This window comes from Flavobacterium gossypii (assembly GCF_014138495.1).
In the GTDB taxonomy this organism is placed as follows: Bacteria; Bacteroidota; Bacteroidia; order Flavobacteriales; family Flavobacteriaceae; genus Flavobacterium; species Flavobacterium endophyticum.
The window spans coordinates 450,187-469,973 of sequence record NZ_JACJIS010000002.1; the positions used below are offsets into that span (position 1 = coordinate 450,187).

Sequence of the window (19,787 nt, forward strand, 5' to 3'; positions counted from 1 at the left end):
ATCCCCTAATTTTGTTTCACCGGATGGGGGTCCGGGGATGAGGGAGAATTGTTTTAAAGTTAAAAAAGGATAGCGTCTTGCTATCCTTTTTTTATTGGTGTCGTAGCAATCCTGCCTAAAAATCAAAAAAATACGTCTTTATATTCCCTTTTCCATCCTTTTTTTGCCCTTTTGAGCCAAGGCAAAAAAACAGTTACACCGTAAAACTGACCAGTTACGCCCGTATTTGACCACTTATTACTTTTCGGTTGCGTTTTTACCATCGAACTTTTAGTATTGTATCCAGAAAACAGAAGCTTCTAGCTGCTGCTTTGCTGTCGAAAGACCGTATAGAAAGGGTTCGGTATAATGAGCAGGAGGTTCGGCCCTATAGCCCGTCGGTTTAGCGCTGCATCGGTCGGATGCAGGAACGCATCAGGCGCTTGTGGTACAACATCGGTCAGGTGCTATACTATATCCCGCCCGTTCCAAACGGTATCTGACGGAATGCTGTACAGCATCGAACCGGTTTCATACCGCATCGAGCTACTATCAGACAGCATCTGCCAGAAGGCTGTACAGCACCGGGCAGATAGGATAGCGCACCGAGCAGATGCAGGATAGGTTTCTGGCAAATGCAGACAGCATCTTTAGGGGTGCTATAGCACTCGGGGCGGCTGCAATAAAGCATTTCTGTGGATTTTTTATGGAGTTTCAGGCTTTTTATGCCTATCTCAATAATGTCTAATTTTAAATTTAATCTTTATGTCAAGAATCAAGATTATTACCTCGTTCGGCAGGTATAATGATGCCAACCTGGAGCAAAAAGCAGAGCTTATTGCAGACAGCATGACCAACAATCCTCATTTTGAAGATCCGGTGCCGGCTATTGCCGACCTTAAGGAAGCGACTATTGCTTTTGATGAAGCCATTATCAAGGCAAAAGAAGGCGGAAAGAGAGAACAGCTCAGGCGAGACGACAAACGAAAAGAATTGATCGTTCTGCTCGACAAGCTGGCGCTGTATGTGCACATGAAAGCCGACGGAGACAACTCGGCTTTGGCAAGCTCGGGCTTTACGCTTAGCAAGATACCCGAAGCGATAGGCATCTTATCGAAGCCGCAAAACTTTATGGTGCGTGCCGAAAACGCCGGTTCTATAAAACTGAGCATCAAGACCATTCGCGGTGCCAAAAGCTACCAATACGAATACCGCAAAAAAGGAGAAACAATCTGGCAAATCTGGGTACATACCAAAACCACGCTCCTCCTTACAAACCTCGAAAGCGGCCAGCAGTACGAATTTAGGATAGCCGCTATAGGCGCTGCAATGCAGCGGGTTTATAGTGATGTGATAAGCAGCTATGTACTGTAATTAGTTGATAGTGGATAGTTTTTAGTTGATAGTGGATGGTTTTTAGTGGATAGTTGGATTTGGGATTTGATATTTAGGATTTTTGATTTTAGATTTAGGGCTTGTGCGATTGCTTAATAAATAAATTTGTTTATTCTTCATAGCTTTACACTTTTCCACTTCCTAACTTTCAACCACCAAACAAAAATCTAAAATCAAAAATCCCAAATACAACTATCCATTTTCCACTAAAAACTATCAACTAAAAACTATCAACTAAAAACTATCCCCTATAAACTATTTTCCCTCTTCCAAACACGATGATTACCCATCGCTTCAATAAAATCCTGCGGCAGGTTGCTTTTTGGCACTTCGTTCGTGAATACGCCATTTTCTTTGCTGTTTTCGTCGGACAGCTTTAGTATAAAATTGGTATGGTTTAGAAGCGTTATCCCTTCCTTATCGGCAGCTATGGCCTTGCAGTGCTTGTAGGCGTCGTTTAAGAATTCGATGGCTTTTTCTTCTTTGCCCAATGCCTCTGCGCTTGCTTTTCCGGCCGGAATGAATACGGCATCAAACAATACGGATGAGACGGTGAGCAGGTTATGGTCTACTTTTATCTTTTTAGTATCGCTGCCTGTAATGGCCGTGGCATTGGTGCCTATGATTTTAACGACTGCTTTTTCTTTTTCTAAAGCGGCTTTCATGGCGTTTACCGATTGCGAATCGACACCGTCGGAACATAAAAAGGCTACCACGCGCGACTCGATTGTTTTTGAGTTGGTCTTGTTGTTAATCATGCTCAGGGCATCAGACTTTTGGACAGCTGCCTTTACGGCTTTAGGCTCGTGCTTGTTTTGGTCGGCATCGGCGCCGATACCTTTGTTCATTGGTTTCTCTGGCTTGTCCGGAACGGCAATCCCTAGGTTTGCCGCCACTTTTTGCGCCAGCCCCTTATCTACCTGCGAAAGCAGCCCGAGCATTCGGGTACGAATTTCTGGGGTTTCTACCTTGCTCAGTTCAAAGCGGAAGGCATTGATGATATGCTGCTGCTCTACCTCGGTCTGGCTCTCAAAAAACAGCTTCGCCTGGCTGAAATGGTCCGAAAAGCTCTCGCTCCTCTCTCTTACCTTGCGGGCATCGATCCTTTCGTTAAAGCTTGCAAAGCCGCCTTCGGCAATCTTGGCTTGATAGGGACAGCCTCCTCCTAGCGAGTTTGGAAAATAACTTACCCTGCCTGTGTTGATTTCTTGTCGCATGTGTCCGTCGCGCTGGTTGTTGTGCATCGGAGCGATCGTCCTGTTGATAGGGATCTCGTGGAAGTTAGGGCTTCCTAGTCTGGACAGCTGCGTATCGGTATACGAAAACAGCCTGCCTTGAAGCAAAGGATCGTTAGTGAAATCGATTCCGGGAACGACGTGTCCTGGATGGAAAGCCACCTGTTCGGTTTCTGCAAAGAAATTATCAGGGTTCCTATTGAGCACCATTTTTCCGATAATAGTAACCGGAACCAGTTCTTCTGGAACTAGCTTGGTAGGGTCTAACAGATCAAAATCATACTTGTGCTCGTCGGCTTCAGGTATTACCTGCACTCCCAGCTCCCATTCCGGAAAGCTTCCGTTTTCGATAGCTTCCCATAGGTCGCGGCGGTGAAAGTCAGGATCATTACCTGAAATCTTTACGGCCTCGTCCCAAACAACGGCATGCGTCCCTAATTTCGGCTTCCAATGGAACTTGACGAAATTCGATTTGTTGTTCTTATCAATCAATCGGAAGGTATGGACGCCGAAGCCTTCCATCATTCGATAGCTTCTCGGAATCGCCCTGTCTGACATCGCCCACATGACCATGTGCATTGACTCTGGCATAAGCGATATAAAATCCCAAAAGGTGTCGTGTGCAGAGGCGGCCTGCGGAATTTCGTTATGAGGTTCTGGCTTTACGGCATGGATAAGGTCTGGAAACTTCGAGGCGTCTTGAATAAAAAAGACGGGTATGTTGTTTCCGACCAAATCGAAATTGCCTTCTTCGGTATAAAACTTGACGGCAAAGCCTCTTACGTCTCTTGCCAAATCTGTAGAGCCGCGAAAGCCGGCTACTGTCGAAAAGCGCACAAAAACAGGCGTGATGGCATTGGGGTCTTGCAGGAATCCTGCTTTAGAATAGGTACTGGCATCTGCATTGGGCTGAAAGTAGCCGTGTGCGGCAGAACCCCTGGCGTGAACGATACGTTCTGGTATGCGCTCATGGTCAAAATGCGTGATTTTTTCCCTAAGGATAAAGTCTTCCAAGAGCGAAGGTCCGCGCTCCCCTGCTTTAAGGCTGTTGTTGTCATCGTTGATCTTGACTCCCTGATCTGTGGTCATGAATTGATCGGTGCCATCTGATTTATTTCTGGCTAAATCGTGCTGTTTCTTATTTTCGGCACCGTCCGAATTGGCGTCATTTTTTTTCATAATCCTGGTTTATTTAGTTTTGTTTGCTCTTACTATAAAGTTGGGGTTTTTAACTGTCTCTTTCTTTATAGCATTCTCGACAAAAATTGCAGGATTTGGTAGCTATTGCAATCGCTTCATTTCTAATGCATTTAGTATTCCGGCCGAACTCGCCGTATTATTAAAATAAACAAAGAAGGTCTCGACATCGGTCTTCTTGATTTCATCAAGCACTTTCTCGAGTTCTTTTGGGCTGTAGCTGGAATAAAACAATTTCTGGCTACCGTGGAATCGCAGGTATCCGACACTCGAAGTCTCAATAATGCCTTCTGGCAGTTTCGGATAGCGTACGTTGCAAAAGACGGCCTTGCTTTTTGAAAAGGCATCAAAGACTTGGCTGTTCCACCAGCTTTCGTTGCGAAACTCTATTACGTTCCTGAATTCGGGCTTTAGGTATCCTAAAATCAGTTCTAGTCTTTCTTGGGTATAGGTGAAACTTGGCGGCAGTTGGAACAACACGCATCCCAATTTGTCTTTTAATCCAGCACTGCAGACGGCATAGAAATCTTCAATGAGCGCTTCGCAGTCGGCAAACTTTTGGATGTGGGTAATCTGTTTGGGAGCCTTTACGGAGAATGTGAATTCTTCTGGACTCTTTTCGTACCACGATTGAAGGCTCTTGACGGTCGGAAACCTATAAAATGTAGCATTGAGCTCATAGGTAGCGAAATGCTGGCAGTAGAATTGAAACCATTTGCTTTTGGGCAGGTCTTCGGGATAGAAAATGCCTTTCCATTCTGCCGTGTTATAGCTTGAACAGCCGATCAGTATCGTTTCTTTTTTCATTGGTGCAGTATCTGACAGTTCTCGCAGAAAAAGCTCCTGCGCTTTTTGACTCCTGTATGTTTCTTCAGTATCGGAAGGTCGCACCGGAGGCATTGGCTTTTGGTATGTGCCAGCCAGTGCTTCTTGAGCTCATAGTTTTTTTTCCAGTCTAGGAATTGAAAGCTATAGTTGCGGGCTTCCTCAACAATCTCATTGATTTTTTTCTTGGGAATCTTTCCCACCAGCGATTCGGGATGGATGCGGACTCTATATAAGACCTCATTCTTGATTATGTTTCCCACGCCCGCAAAAATGTCTTGTTCCAGCAGGGCATCGCAGATTAGCTTATTGGGAATTTCTTTCAGTTTTTCTTTCGCTTTTTTCGGATTCCAGCTTTCATTCATCACATCGGCGCTCCAATCGTAATGTGAATTGATGTCGCCCTCCAGAAACTTTATCGAACAAGAATACAAATTGATCTCGCCGTTCGGGAAGGTAAGATTCAATCGTACGGGCGACTCTTTGGCTTCGTTGATTCGGTAGGTTCCGAATAGCAGGAAATGGATGCGGAGCGTAAAGTCTTCGAAGCAGACCAGAAAATGTTTTCCCCAGCTCCGAAAAGAGATTACTTTTTGGTGCAGCAGCCGGGATTGGTCGATTTTGCTGTTTCCAAAAACAGCAATGATCTCTTTCCCCTCAAACTGCTGGACTTCTTCTTTTAGTATGACTATGCTTGGACCTTCTGGCATTATTTCTTCGGTATTGCTTTAATGACGTACGCTACTTAAAAGTAAGCCCCTTCCCACAATATACTCTTATATGATTATATCATTTGTTTGTATGTTGTATGAGGTGGACAAGAAACGGCAATCATGAAACATTTTGAAGGATAAGTATAAGCCCAATCGTTTTTTTAGGCAGAAATTAGCTTGCGCCTAATGCACAACACTATGGAAACAACATCAATCATCGGGATATTGGCGGCCTTCTTTACCACAATCGCGAATTTCCCGCAAGCTTATAAAATTATTAAGGAGAAAACAAGCAAGGGCGTGTCGGCAAATACGTATCTCGTATTGCTGACAGGTACTTCTTTATGGGTGATTTATGGAATACTGCAATCGGACTGGCCATTGATTATTGCCAATGCCATATCATCTCTGCTAAGCATGATTATCCTCTTCCTGTCTTGGATTTCAGACAAAAAAATAAAGGGTATTCACAAGGCTTTAAAAGTAGATGATAAATAGGGCTAAAGTTTCAGCAGTTCAAAACGGTTGAGCTGCAAGGAGTTTGTGCTGCCATCTGCTTTCTGGAATTCTACGGTTACAGACTCTTTGTCTTTGGTCATGCCTAGAAATTCGCACCAAAGTTCTGGGGTCATTGCCGTCATGTTTACCTCATTGACTTTTAGAATGACGTCGTTTATTGCCATTCCTTTATTTTTAGCTTCAGAACCTTCCCAAATTTCTACCACAACCAATTTGCCGTCTTCTATGAATGGCGTAAATCCAAACGCAAATTCTTTTTCAAGCGGCAGCGTCTGTTTTGGAACGTAGATTTTCGATTTGTCCCAAGAAATGATGATTTCTTTAAATTGCTTCAGGAATTTGTTTCCTATAAGAATCTGGGAACTTGGGCTGACACCTAGCCGCTGGTTTGTCAGCGCTATTTCCCCAAAGTAAAGCGAATCTGCCAAGACAGCTATTTCTTCTTGGTTGTTATTGCCACTCAGTGAAAAAGAGGCTCTGCCATGGCTCTTTCTTGAAATAGCGGTTTTTGGCAATCTTGACTGCTTGTATACGGTATCTGGAAGATCGATATACTTATTATTTCCGGTGTCAATCAAGGCAGGAAACCGGATGCCTCCTGTAATAAGATGTACTATAGGGCTGCCGGAAAAATTGGGCTCGAAGTCTACTGTATTATACTCAAAGCCTGGCTTTATCTTATCGGTAGAAAAATCGATGGTATGGCTGTCGTAGTTAATCTTCCAGTTGCCAAGCCTCATCATGTTGGTGCCAAAAACGCCATGTATCTTGCTGCAAAATACGGTAGAAAAGGAATCAAGGCTCATTGAGGCACACCCCACCTTTGAAAACGTAACGCCCGATACGCTTAGATTGTCAAGCATAAAAATCGGTGCTTCTGTTTGCACTCCAGCAGCATCAATTAACTTATTTGAGGTGACCGGCTTTAATCCCAACTCTGCGACAAGCTCGGGAGACAGAATGGTTACGGCACCGGTATCGAAAAGAAAGTTGTACGTCTTTCCGTTTATCGTAACTGGAATCAACAATTCGTCATACACGTAATCAAACTTGACAGTAGCATTGAATTTTTTCGGATTGGCTTCGACTGTAAAAAGGTATTTGTCGCGTCTTATCTTTCCTTCTTTAATTTCTTGCTTGGATTGGGCAAAAGCAATTGTGGTAAACAGAAATAATGCTAATCGTTTCATCATCTTAAAAGTGAGTTTACACAAAAATAGGAATCGAAAATTGATTATGAGGGATTCAAGAAGAAATATTTAGGATAGTGGATAGTTTATAGTTGACAGTTGGTAGTGGATAGTTTATAGTGGATAGTGGATAGTTGGGTTTGGAAATGTTTTTGGTTTTATAGGAATGCTTGCCTTTGCTTGTAGGTTGCAGCCCTACTACCCCTACTTTCAACTTTACGACTTTACAACTTTACAACTTTATGACTTTCAACTATAAACTATAAACTATCCACTATAAACTACATATCATATAAATGCTTAAATTAGCAGGTGCTTCGGGCATTCCCATCTACCAAACATCAATCTAGAATAAACTTTTAGGCTATGGAAAAAAGACTACTGTTTTTCTGTCTGTTGCTACTATCGTGCTATTTAGGCTGGGGACAATCCTCTGAGCTAAAAAACATCCAGGCCTCTCTTCCTAAAATCAAGGACAGCCTGCGTTATGTAGATGCGCTCAACCGAATGGCCACGCTGCTGTATGAAAAGAATGCAGACAGTACTTTTTATTATACCCGAATGGCTCGCGACATTGCCGAGCGCCACCATTACGAACGCGGTAAGGCCGATGCGATGAACAACCTGGGTATCTTTTTTGATATCAAGGGTAACTTTCAGCTGGCTTTAAAGTATTATAACGAAGGATATACGGGCTATAAGAAAATGGTAGATTCCGTCAATTCGGTTCAAGCCTTAATGAACATTGCCATGGTCTATCAAGAAATGGGCAAAGACGATAAGGCGATCCAACGCTACGATCAGGCGTTTAGGCAGGCAAGACAGCTCCGTACAGACTCCATCCGATCTTTGGTTATTTATAACTATTTGCTGTCGTATCCTGCCCGTTTCAGTAGAGATTCGACCCGATATTATATCAATGTTGCCAAACAAATTGCTGCAAAGTACAAAGACAAGCGAACGTTGGTAGCTATAGATCAGCTCATAGCCGATGACCTTATCAGCCATGGCAAGCGCGCCGAAGGCTTGGCGTTGCTAGAGCAAACCATTGCGACAGCCATCGATCAAAAGTTATACTATGTGTCTATGGACATGCACATAGATATAGCACAGCAGTTAGAAAAGACCGATCCAGAAAAAAGCGTAGCCTATTACAGTCAAGCCTTAGCCATTGCCGAGCACAACGATTACTTATTCTATAGCGAGATCTTGACCCGCAAGCTGTTTGAGTTCTACGACACCCGCGGAGATCATGCCATGGCAGGAAACTACAGCAAAAAGCTCATCGACATCCACGACAAAGAGGCAAAACTAAACAACCAATCGGGTATCGATTATATCGACTATGCGCTCAAAGACGAACAGGTGAAGGCTTTAGAAGGCCGCTATATGTATCAAGTAGCGTTGACTATATTATCCTGCATTGCTTTTTTGCTGGCTGTTTTTATGATTATTTCCATCCGCAAGCATTTACGCCGCAGCAAACAGCAAAACAACCAGATGAAGGAAGCGTTATCTGCACTCGAGCAAAGCCAGGCCGACAATACGCGCATGTTGCGCATTGTAGCACACGACCTCCGCAATCCCATGGGAGGCATCTATTCGGTCACTTCTATGATGCTAGAAGAAACCGACAGGCCCGAGGAAGACCAAATCATGCTCGACTTGATCAAGACATCGAGCCAGCACTCGCTTGAGCTGGTGGATAATCTTCTGCAATTGCAGTTTAGCAGCGAAGAATTAAACAAAGAACCGGTAGATATAGCCGAAATGCTACGATACTGCGTGTCGCTCTTAAATAGCAAGGCAGCGGCCAAAGAACAGCAGCTTAGTTTAGAAGTTATTCCCGCAGTAGTTGCGGCAAGCCGCGAAAAGCTCTGGCGGGTGATCAGCAATCTCATTGCAAATGCCATCAAGTTTAGCCCTAGCGGCACCAGAATCAACGTCAAAATGATGCAGAAAGAACACGACATCCGCATAGTAGTAAAAGACGAAGGCATTGGCATACCGCCCGAGATGAGCGAAAAGATATTTGATCTTTTTACCGAAGCCAAAAGACCCGGCACTGCAGGCGAGCAGCCTTTTGGTATGGGACTCGCGATTTCAAAGCAGATCGTTGAAGCCCACAAAGGTAGAATTTGGTTTGAAAATAACGAAGCCCGCGGTACTACCTTTATTGTGGATTTGCCTTTCTCTTAAAAAAGAGAAATAGTATACAATTATGAAGGCAATTCTAAGAAACATACTATAAATAGCTAAATATTCGCATTTTGTCCATGAATATATAATAAAACACTTTTATTCTATAACATACGCCCTGTACTTCTGACGTAAATTAGTAACAAGGCTACCCGCCAGTCTCCCCAGGCTACCGTTTCAACTTTTAAATACTAATGTATGGCAAAAGATCAATCCCCCTATAAGATCCTACTCATTCAGGATAACGCCGAAGATTTTCAAATCATGCAAAAAATGCTGCATAAGCGAATCTCTTCCCCGATAATTGTCCATGCAACAGATTTTGAGCAGGCCAAAAACGAATTAGCCCATTCCTCTTTCGATATCACATTTCTCGACTTAGACCTACAAGAAAACAAAGAGCAAGACCTAATCTCAGAAATAGGAAAGGTTATCGACCTCTGCAAAGTCATCGTCCTTTTAGATGAAAAATATAGAGATTATGCCCATGAACTCTTGTCGCTGAATATCTCCGACTACATCATAAAAGGAGAGATGAATTCATGGCTCGTCTACAAAAGTATCGTGCATGCCATAGAAAAAAACAAAATACTCCTCACCTTAAAAGAATCGCGGAAACGATATACCGACCTCTTTCAGCTCAGTCCTATGCCCATGTGGATTTATAATGTAGAGACACTAAAATTTCGTACCGTCAATAATGCAGCAATACGGAAATATGGCTATTCTAAAGAAGAATTCGAAGAGATGACGTTAAAAGACATTCGGCCGGCAGAAGACGTACAAAAACTCGATGAAGCCATCGATTTTTTAAGAAACCACGACAAGCTATTTTCAAGCGGCCTCTACCGCCATCAGAAAAAAGATGGAGAAATCATCTACGTCGAATTAGTCAGCAACATCATCTATATAAGCCATGAAAAACATGTGCTTGTAGCCGCTAATGATATTACAGAGCGCGTCCGCTATATCCAAGACATCGAAGAAAAAAACAAAAAGCTGCAAGACATTGCCTTCACCCAGTCGCATATTGTCAGGGCGCCGCTTGCCAATATGATGGGCATACTGCATCTCGCCAAAGATATCGACATGAAGTCTCCAGAAGGGACGCAGCTGCTCGAGCATTTCATAACCTGCGGCAACCAGCTCGACAAAAGCATACGCGAAATTGTAGAAAAAGCCAACCAATAGCAAGTTGCTTAGTCAAGTGATTGTACCTCCGCATTGCAAAATTTTGTATCTTTCGTCTGCCTCCCTCAGGCCTATCAAAATACACTATCATGCCTTGGAATCCGGAAACATACAATAAATTCAAAGACATACGCTACCGACCTTTCTTTGACCTTGCTGACCTCATAGAACCCCTTGAAGCAATGAACGCGATTGATATCGGCTGCGGCACAGGCGAACAGACTTCTTTGCTCGCAGAACGATTTAAAAATTCTAATTTTCTTGGAGTAGATTCATCAGCCGAAATGCTTTCAAAATCAAGTCAATATAAGACTGATCGGCTTCATTTCTGCCTTGCTACCATAGAAGAAACCGCAGAGCTAGATAAAAGATGGGACCTGCTCTTCAGCAATGCTGCCCTGCAATGGTCAGACAACCATCACCAGCTATTCCCGAAACTAATTGCAATGCTCAATCCAGGCGGGCAGATTGCAATCCAAATGCCCGTACAAAAAGAAAACGTACTCAATCAGATACTGCTTGATCTCGTCGACCAAGAACCTTTTAGGACAGCACTCGGCGGATGGAAAAGGATATCGCCTCTAGTAAGCATAGACGATTACGCACAACTATTCTTTAAAGGCGGCCTGACAAATATCAACATTATGCAAAAAGTATATCCGATCATTACAGAAGATCATGATACGCTCTATGATTTTATTTCAGGTTCCGCTCTGGTTCCGTACCTAGAACGTCTCGAAGGCGCCGACCAAGAACTTTTTATCGAAACCTTTAAAAAGAAGATTGCATCGCATTTTCAAAAACTGCCGGCTCTTTATGCCTTCAAGCGAATCCTTCTTTACGGCAAGAAACCCTTATAAATACAAATTATCTTCAAAAAAGTTTTTTTATTGAACACCGTTCATTATATTTGCAATCATAAAAACAGATCATGGGAATCAAAGAGAGAAAAGAAAGAGAAAAGCTTGAAATGAAGGAGATTATCTTGAAAGCCGCCACTGAAATGTTTCTGACGCAAGGCTATGAAAAGACATCCATCCGAGCCATTGCCAGCAAAATAGAATACAGCGTAGGAACCATATACCTTTATTTTCAAGACAAGACCGAGATACTGCACTATATCATGCAGCAAGGTTTTGCCCAGATGAACAAGGATTTTGAAAAGCTGGATACCAATGACGATATTATCGTCTATCTAAAAAGGCTTGGACACATCTACATCGAATTTGCTTTTGACAATCAAGAGTATTATGACCTGATGTTCATTATCAAGAAGCCATTAGAGCTTATCAACAGAAAAAAAGAACAATGGGGAAGCGGATTGATTGCTTATGATTTCCTGCTATCTGTAATGAAAAGATGCGTCGAACAAAAAAGAATACGATACGAAGACCCAGAACTCGCTTCACTCGCTATATGGGGCTACCTGCACGGAATAATAGCCTTGCATATTAGAGACCGTTGCAAAATGTTTGAAGAAGTCAACATGAAAGACTTTTTTATACGATCTTTCGACACCTTCGTAGACAGTATTGCAACATAATTTTTAAACAGCCACAATATGCAATAATTTTCTGCGTTAAAATCATGCCGTACCAACGGTATTTTTTTGACATCATCAATAAACACTGTTCATTTAATGACATGAGTATACTAATAGTTATCATAGTCGCTCGTTGTCTAAAAAAATTTAGACACAAACTAAACAACGCTCATAAAATAAAACCATTTCAATGAAAGCAACTACCACCATCCTAGCAGTAGCAATTTTGGCCATAAGCCCTACCTATGCCCAAAACAATACCGTTGACAGCTACATCCAAAAAGGGCTGAAAGAAAACCTCGCCCTCAAGCAGCAAAATTTCGACCTGCAAAAAGCCTCCTATGCGCTAAAAGAAGCCCGCGGACTCTTCTATCCTACGCTCTCTTTCAGGAGCGACTACTTCTATTCCAGCGGAGGGCGTACCGTTGACTTGCCTCTTGGAGATTTAATGAATCCTGTTTACAGCACTTTAAATCAGCTGACCGGAACCAACAATTTCCAAAACATTGCCAACCAAAAATTCAACCTCAATGCGAATGATTTTTATGACCATAGGTTATCGGTAACTCTTCCTTTGGTCAATGCCGAAATCTACATCAGCAACAAAATCAGGAAAGAAGCCATCAACCAAAAACAAGCTGAAGTCATGGTTTATAAAAGAAGTCTTGTAAAAGACATCAAGACTGCCTATTACAACAGCATTATGGCAACCAACCAGATCGAAATATTTAAAAACGCGGCAAAGCTGTTGCAGGAAAACTATAAGCTGACCGAATCAAGAGTCAAAAACGGAAAAGCTTTAAAAGGCAATGCGTTGAGAATTCTTTCCGATATCAACGACAATCAGGCAAAATTAGCCGAAGCTGAAAACAACCTGAAGACAGCCAATGCCTATCTTAATTTTTTGACAAATACCGCCCTTAGCGACAAAGTAGCCATAGACACTACAGGCTTCCATTTCTCTAAAACACAAATGAAAACGCCATCTTTTGAAACATCAGGCAGGGAAGAAATAACTGCCTTAAAAAGCGCCCTTACGCAAGCAGAATACAACATCAGTCTAGAAAAAGCCTCTTATTTCCCAACTATAAATACGTCCCTAAATCTAGGATATCAAAACAACTACCTCAAGTTCGACCCAGACGACCGCTACCTGACGGGAATTGTTTCGCTCAAATGGGACCTTTTCACAGGCTTCCAGACCCGTAACAGAGTGAAAATTGCCAAAACAGAAGCCACATCGCTAAACACCCAGCTCGATGAAACCGAGAAACAATTCCAGCTCCAGCTCACTACCGCCACAAACGAACTCGATACCGCCGAAGTACAATTCAAAAGCGCGAAAGAAAACCTACAATCCCTCGAAGAATACTACCGCGAAACCAAGGCAAGATACGACCAAGGACTTGTACTGTTGGTCGAACTGAACGATGCCTTCACGCAGCTCATCAACGGACAACTGGCCTTTGAGCAGTCCAACACCAACGTACTCATCAAACTGGCAGAAGTAGAACGCACCGCTGCCTCTTATCAATTTTAAAACTCAAAAAATAAAAATATGAAACGATACAAACTTATCCCGTTCATGGCATTCGCCCTAATTGTTGCCTGTGGCAAAAAAGAAACAGCAGTCGTTCAAGACGATGCCATCACAATCAAGACGGCAAAAATCATTACAGAAGAATACGCACGTCCCATTATTTCAAGCGGCATCATCACGTCCGATGTCGAAGCCAACCTTTCCTTCAAAGTAGGCGGCATTATAGAAAAGCTATATGTGCAAGAAGGAGACAGAGTCGCAAAAGGACAATTAATCGCCATCCTCAACACGACCGAAATTGCCGCACAGCTGCAGCAGTCCAAAAACGACTACGAAAAAGCACAGCGAAACTACAAAAGAATGGAGAATCTCTACAAAGACAATGCCGCCACTACCGAAGAATTCGAAAACAGCAGTACCGCGCTTAGCACCGCCCTGCAAGCGTACCAGATAGCAAAATTCAACAAGCAGCATGCCGCCATCTATGCCAACCAATCCGGAAGCGTCATCAAAAAACTGATGAACGAAGACGAAATTGCCAACGCAGGAACAGCTGTCTATACTATCAATTCCACCAACAACAACGATTGGGTAATCCGACTAGGATTGTCTGACAAAGACTGGGTAAAGCTAAAAAAAGGAGATAAAGCCACAATCACTGCCGATGCTTATGGCGAAAAGGAATTTGAAGCCGTAGTTTCAGAAATAGGCGTAGGTGCCAATCCAGAAACCGGAACCTTCTCTGTCAAGCTGAAAATTAATCCTCAAGATGCCAAATTCGCTAACGGATTAGCGGCTAAGGTCAAGATTCATCCCTCAAATAAAGAACTCCTGCAATTCATTCCAAGTGCGGCCATAGTTGAAGCGAACGAAAATTCAGGAACGGTCTACTCCCTTGAGCCCGACGGCAAGACCATAAAACAGCACAAGATAAAAATTGCCTTCACAGAAAACGACCGCGTAGCCGTAAGCTCCGGATTAGAAAACACAACCACTGTCATTACCGACGGTTCTGCCTATCTCCTACCCGACTCCAAAATCAAGCTCTCAGGAACCAAATAATACGACACCCCTAAACCCGATACAATGAAAATAGTAAACTTTTCAGTCAAGAATTACCAATTTACAATAGTGGTGTTTCTGCTCGCGCTTGCGCTTGGGCTCAATTCCTTTTTGAACATGCCGAGGGGCGAAGACCCGGTCGTTCATGCGCCGAATTTCCCGATTGTGGCCGTCTATCCCGGAACCAGCCCTGAAGACATGGAAAAACTTATCGTTAAGCCGATAGAAGACAAGATCAACGAACTCAATGATGTCAAAAGAATAAAAACCGAAATCAACGACGGCGTTTCTGTCACTACCGTAGAATTTGACTATGGCGTCAACGTAGACGACAAACACAATGAGGTCGTACGCGAAATCAACAGCCTGAGAGGCATATTGCCCAGCAACCTCCAAAGCCTTGAAGTCGAGCAGATCGATCCTTCCGACGTAAACACCTACCAGATTGCCCTGTTGAGCAACACTGCAACGTACAAACAACTTTATGATAGTGCCGACGAACTAAAAAAACAAATCGAAAAAGTAGGCGCTGTCAAAAAAGTAGAAATCCTCGCCTATCCTGCACAGCAGATTAAGGTCAATGTAGACCTCGAAAAAATCGCCAACAACCACATCGCTCTCGATGCTATAATGAACACCATCCAGGGAGAAGCCGAAAACATTCCGGCCGGAAGCGTAGATGCAGGCGACAAAAAATACAATGTCAAAACCAGCGGCGATTACAAAGACCTCGAAGAAATAAAAAATACAGTCATCAAGACCTCAGGAGAAAGTATCGTTTACCTCAAAGATGTTGCCGATGTTACCATGAGCTACGAAGACGAAACCTACATAGCCCGCTACAACGGAAAACGTGCTATTTTCATAGCCGTGAGCGAGAAAAAAGAAACCAACATTATCAAGAACAATGAAAACATCGCCCCAATAATTGAAAAATTCTCGCACAAGCTTCCTGCCAACATTAAACTAGAAAACACTTTTATCCAAGCAGAAGACGTCGGCCATAGGCTTAACCATTTCTTCAGGGATTTCGGCATCGCCATACTGCTCGTTATCTTCACCCTCACCCCGCTCGGACTTCGTGCGGCAACCGTCGTGATGATTTCCATTCCGCTTTCCATCGCCATAGGATTGTTCCTCTTAGATTCTATGGGCTATACCATCAACCAGCTTACCATTGTCGGACTCGTAGTAGCATTAGGGCTTTTAGTAGATGACAGTATCGTAGTCATCGAAAACATTGAGCGTTACCTCCGAAACGGACATTCTCCCTATCGAGCCGCCATCGATGCCACGCACCAGATAGGTGTCGCTATTATCGGCTGTACCGCCATCCTGATTGTGTCCTTCCTGCCGATAGTATTTCTGCCCGAAGTGTCAGGAGATTTTATCCGAAGCATGCCGATGGCCGTAATCACGACTGTATTGGCTTCCTTATTGGTTTCTCTGACCGTTGTTCCGTTTTTAGCGAGCCTTATCCTAAAAAGACACAGCCACGAAGAAGGAAATATCGTACTGCGAAAATTACAAAAAGGAATCAACAAAGTCTACAAACCCGTATTGCACCAAGCCTTGGCAAGACCCTATCTTACGATCGGAATTGCCGTTGCCCTGTTCATTGGCAGTATTGCCCTGACAAACGTCGTAGGTTTCAGCCTTTTCCCTAGGTCCGAAAAGCCGATGTTTTTAGTCAATATCGAAACCCCTTTAGGAACCAACCTTTACAAGACCAACGAAATTGCCCGATATGTCGAAAAGACAATCATGCAAGACAAAAGAGCCAAAGCTGTCTATACGAATGTCGGACAAGGAAATCCACGTATCTACTACAATGTCAATCCGCACAAAGATGCCGCGAATTACGCACAGATCTTCATAAGGCTGCATGAAATGGATATCGAAGAATTAGAAGGGATCATAGAAAAATTCCGTGCCAAGTTTGAGAACTATTCCGGAGCAAAAATCGAAGTAAAACAGTTCGAGCAAGGACCGCCTATCGAAGCACCCATCGCTATAAGAGTCTTTGGAGACAACCTCGATACCCTGCGCTCTTTGGCCGCAAAAGTAGAAACCGAAATTAAAAACACCGAGGGCGTTATCTATCCTAACAACCTGTTGCAGACTTACAAAACAGACATAAAAGTAAATATCAACAAAGACAGGGCTGCATTAATCGGATTGCCCTCAAGCACTATCGACCAGACCATCCGCATGGGCATCAGCGGCCTGAATGTTGCCGATTATAAAGACGAAAAGGGAGACAATTATAAAATAAACGTATCCGTTAGTCGAGACAAGCACCCAAAGCCCGAAATATTCCAAAAGCTATACATCACGTCGCAAAACGGCAATCTAATTCCGATACAGCAAGTCGCCGACCTGAAATATGAAACCTCGGTACCGCTCATCAAGCACTATGACAAAAACAGATACGCTCTGATTACAAGCGATGTAAAAAACGGATACAATACCCAAGAAACCACCCAGAAGATTCTAGAAAAAATAAATAAGATTCAGTTCCCAGAAGGCTATTCCTATGTAGCCGCTGGAGAACTCGAAAGCAGCCAGGAAAGCTTCGGCGGGCTCGGAACCATTATCCTCATCACCGTTTTCGGATTTATGGCCATCCTGTTGTTAGAGTTCAGGACATTCAAGAGCTCGCTGATTGTCCTGTCGGTTATTCCATTGGGAATTGTGGGTGCCGTGGTCATCCTATTTTTGACAGGAAACACGCTATCCTTTATGGCAAGCATCGGTATCATTGCCCTGGCAGGAATAGAAGTCAAGAATTCCATCCTTCTGGTCGATTTCACCAATCAGCTCCGCGAAGAAGGAATGGATATTGACCAAGCCATTGAAGTGGCCGGAGAAACCCGTTTCTTGCCCATCATCCTCACTTCGATGACCGCAATTCTGGGATTGGTGCCGTTAGTGCTCGAAAACTCCCCATTCTATTCACCATTGGCATGGGTAATCATTGGCGGACTCATAAGTTCCACCGTCTTGACAAGGCTGGTGACCCCTGTAGTCTACAAGCTGATAGCGCCAAGCATTGCCGTAAAATCATCAGAAGAAACAGTGCCGGTCACAAACCACCCTCCTGCAAAATAAACAACGCGTATTATTAACCCCTAAAATTATAAACTATGAAAAATGTTTTTGTGCTTCTCCTCTTGCCCGTCATGACTGTTTCGGCGCAAACCCAATCCGATTCTATCAAGAAAAGAGCCGGCAAGGCAATTACCAACAAGTTTCCGACCACGCGGTTCCTCGACCTCCAGTACGAGCAGTTTTCAGAAACCGACTATGATTCTGAATACAAAAGAAAAGACCTCGAAGAAGGCACCATCAAAAGCCAAAGAAGATTCAAGGCCGCAATGAACGTACAGCTGATTAAAAAACCAACCTGGTCGATAACCGCATCGGCAAGATACAAGCTGGAATCATTCGACATAGAAAAAGTAAGGAATGTATCAGAAGACTTCCAAGACTTTCCGCTGACCAAAAGTGAAGACTACCACTTTTTCTCTACCTCGCTCAGCTATACCAAGTTCTCGATGCTTTTTAAGAAGCCCGTGATGTTCAATGCCACGGTCACTGCAGACGGATCAGACGAAGGCTATGAACGAATTACAGGTATGATTCTCACCACTCTCATCCTAAAGAAAAACGAAAGAACTACCATCGGGGCAGGTTTTGTCGCCTTTGTCGATCCCGCTTCTCAATTTCCGGCCCTGCCTGTTTTCACCTACGAACACAAGTTTGCAGGATCCGCTTGGACGCTTGACCTCATCGTTCCACGATATATCTACATGAGAAGGTCGCTGCTTGAAAACGGCAGGCTGTCGTTAGGAAGTGCTTTCGAAAGCGAAGGTTTTTACACCTACACCAGCCAATCCGGTTTTGCCAACGTAAACAGCTTTAGCCGAAACGAAGTCAAGACAGGCTTTATCTATGAATACCACCTCAACAAGAGCCTGATCGCAACCTTTAGAGGCGGCGTTGCCAACATCTTTGGAGGTCAGTTATCTGAACGAGGCGAAAGGCGCGACAAAGACAATCTTGAGGTAAAGCAAGATATGAACGGCTATTTCAATATTGGTTTTTCGTATAATCCGTTTTAGGACTGTTTGCTTACTATAGTTGAAAAAGCCACTCAAAAGAGTGGCTTTTTTAAATTTTATCTTAATTAAAAAAAGTGAGATTTAAAAATTTTTAGTTGTTTGTCTTCTTCATATTTCAACTAGCATCAGTATTGGGAATTCAATTGCTTGATTAGTGTGCGAATTTATTAATGACTCTTATCATCTTCTAATTAATTAACACCATGCTACCAAAATCTCAGCGATTGCAGTTACAGGCTATTATTAGTTATTATTATTTTTCAATCTCTGGGTAAGCGGCATAATTATTCTAAAATATTTAAATAATCGATTTACTCTCCAATAAACAAGGTAGTCTTCAAACTTGTCCAGCACTTTTTCTAAAGTCAAAAACAATATGAGAGCAATGAAAAACTGTATTGTAATATCATTAAAATGTGTAAAATATGGTTCTAGAGCTTGACCACCGAAATAAGAAAAGATAAATGAGACGGTAAATATCAGTAACTGCACTAATGTCTTGGTGAATTCATACTTTAAGAAAAAGTTTGAAATTCTATTTGTAATAGTAATATTTTTTTTGATTTCTATGAATTCGGAATAAATAGTATTAAAATTGTTTTTATCTTTTAACGTCCAAAAGTTTTTTGAGTTCTCGAAACTTGCAATTAATTGTTCTCCTCGTCTTTCGAGTTCCTCCATAGACATATTTTCCATGTCTCGAATATCATTGGTATATTGCGTTAATTCCTCCACAGAATTCCCAAATGCTTTCGCTTTTTTAGACAATCGTTTCTCAAATATTTTTCTGGATTTAGCATTTCCATTAATTTTTTCAGAAGATGTCTCAAATAATTTTTCTTGTTCTTTAATTAAAGAAATGATAGTCAACTCCCATTGTTCTACGACTAAATTTTTCGAAACTAAATATTCCTTTAACTCATTTATTTTCATATATGCGGGGTTTTATAATGTCTGATAACGTTTCGCCTAAAAACTGCTACGAATTTGCACAGTGATAGTGCCAAGTAAGATTAATTAAGATTTTTCGTAAAGAAAAACGTCAAAGTAACTAACCAACCCAGCCATTGTGGGT

Annotated in this window: 15 protein-coding genes; 10 read left to right on the top strand and 5 right to left on the bottom strand. The window is 42.7% G+C overall.

Annotated elements, in window-relative coordinates:
* The first annotated feature begins 744 nt into the window (after positions 1-744).
* A complete protein-coding gene (locus GGR22_RS11930; protein WP_182493848.1) occupies positions 745-1,353 on the top strand; it encodes a fibronectin type III domain-containing protein in 609 nt (202 codons plus the stop codon).
* Positions 1,354-1,622: 269 nt separating this feature from the next.
* Here the strand turns inward: GGR22_RS11930 and GGR22_RS11935 are convergent, their stop codons facing one another.
* The 3 genes from GGR22_RS11935 to GGR22_RS11945 form a co-directional block, all read right to left on the bottom strand.
* Positions 1,623-3,788: a catalase gene (locus GGR22_RS11935; RefSeq protein ID WP_182493849.1), complete on the bottom strand. Its 2,166-nt coding sequence runs from the start codon at positions 3,786-3,788 to the stop codon at positions 1,623-1,625.
* Positions 3,789-3,890: 102 nt separating this feature from the next.
* Positions 3,891-4,613, bottom strand: a complete 723-nt coding sequence (locus GGR22_RS11940; protein ID WP_182493850.1) for a DUF72 domain-containing protein — start codon at positions 4,611-4,613, stop codon at positions 3,891-3,893.
* Positions 4,610-5,341 (bottom strand): endonuclease, encoded by a 732-nt coding sequence (locus GGR22_RS11945; protein WP_182493851.1) that lies wholly within the window; start codon positions 5,339-5,341, stop codon positions 4,610-4,612. Before GGR22_RS11945 ends, GGR22_RS11940 begins: the two co-directional genes overlap by 4 nt.
* Before the next feature lie 201 nt (positions 5,342-5,542).
* Between GGR22_RS11945 and GGR22_RS11950 the strand changes: the two genes are divergently transcribed.
* The gene (locus GGR22_RS11950; protein WP_182493852.1) at positions 5,543-5,842 is read left to right on the top strand and encodes a SemiSWEET family sugar transporter; all 300 of its coding nucleotides are present in this window, start codon (positions 5,543-5,545) and stop codon (positions 5,840-5,842) included.
* Positions 5,843-5,844: 2 nt separating this feature from the next.
* Here the strand turns inward: GGR22_RS11950 and GGR22_RS11955 are convergent, their stop codons facing one another.
* Complete coding sequence (locus GGR22_RS11955; RefSeq protein ID WP_182493853.1) at positions 5,845-7,056, bottom strand: aspartyl protease family protein; 1,212 nt, start codon at positions 7,054-7,056, stop codon at positions 5,845-5,847.
* Between the two features lie 363 nt (positions 7,057-7,419).
* Between GGR22_RS11955 and GGR22_RS11960 the strand changes: the two genes are divergently transcribed.
* From GGR22_RS11960 to GGR22_RS11995, 8 genes are all read left to right on the top strand, one after another.
* Positions 7,420-9,252, top strand: a complete 1,833-nt coding sequence (locus GGR22_RS11960) for an ATP-binding protein (protein ID WP_182493854.1) — start codon at positions 7,420-7,422, stop codon at positions 9,250-9,252.
* A gap of 198 nt (positions 9,253-9,450) precedes the next feature.
* Positions 9,451-10,443, top strand: coding sequence for a PAS domain S-box protein (locus GGR22_RS11965; RefSeq protein ID WP_121377277.1), 993 nt, complete (start codon positions 9,451-9,453; stop codon positions 10,441-10,443).
* An 89-nt stretch (positions 10,444-10,532) separates the two neighbouring features.
* Positions 10,533-11,303, top strand: a complete 771-nt coding sequence (locus tag GGR22_RS11970; protein ID WP_182493855.1) for a methyltransferase domain-containing protein — start codon at positions 10,533-10,535, stop codon at positions 11,301-11,303.
* Between the two features lie 71 nt (positions 11,304-11,374).
* Entirely contained in the window at positions 11,375-11,986 is a 612-nt protein-coding gene (locus GGR22_RS11975; RefSeq protein ID WP_182493856.1) for a TetR/AcrR family transcriptional regulator, read from the top strand.
* Between the two features lie 190 nt (positions 11,987-12,176).
* Positions 12,177-13,526, top strand: a complete 1,350-nt coding sequence (locus GGR22_RS11980) for a TolC family protein (protein WP_182493857.1) — start codon at positions 12,177-12,179, stop codon at positions 13,524-13,526.
* 18 nt (positions 13,527-13,544) lie between these two features.
* Positions 13,545-14,588, top strand: a complete 1,044-nt coding sequence (locus GGR22_RS11985) for an efflux RND transporter periplasmic adaptor subunit (protein ID WP_182493858.1) — start codon at positions 13,545-13,547, stop codon at positions 14,586-14,588.
* Positions 14,589-14,612: 24 nt separating this feature from the next.
* Positions 14,613-17,699 carry an efflux RND transporter permease subunit gene (locus GGR22_RS11990; protein ID WP_182493859.1) on the top strand — a complete coding sequence of 1,029 codons (3,087 nt, stop codon included), beginning with the start codon at positions 14,613-14,615 and terminating at the stop codon, positions 17,697-17,699.
* Positions 17,700-17,734: 35 nt separating this feature from the next.
* A complete protein-coding gene (locus GGR22_RS11995) occupies positions 17,735-18,712 on the top strand; it encodes a DUF6268 family outer membrane beta-barrel protein (protein ID WP_182493860.1) in 978 nt (325 codons plus the stop codon).
* Between the two features lie 243 nt (positions 18,713-18,955).
* On the opposite strand, the gene GGR22_RS12000 is transcribed toward GGR22_RS11995, so the two are convergent.
* Entirely contained in the window at positions 18,956-19,645 is a 690-nt protein-coding gene (locus tag GGR22_RS12000; RefSeq protein WP_182493861.1) for a hypothetical protein, read from the bottom strand.
* Between the last annotated feature and the right edge of the window lie 142 nt (positions 19,646-19,787).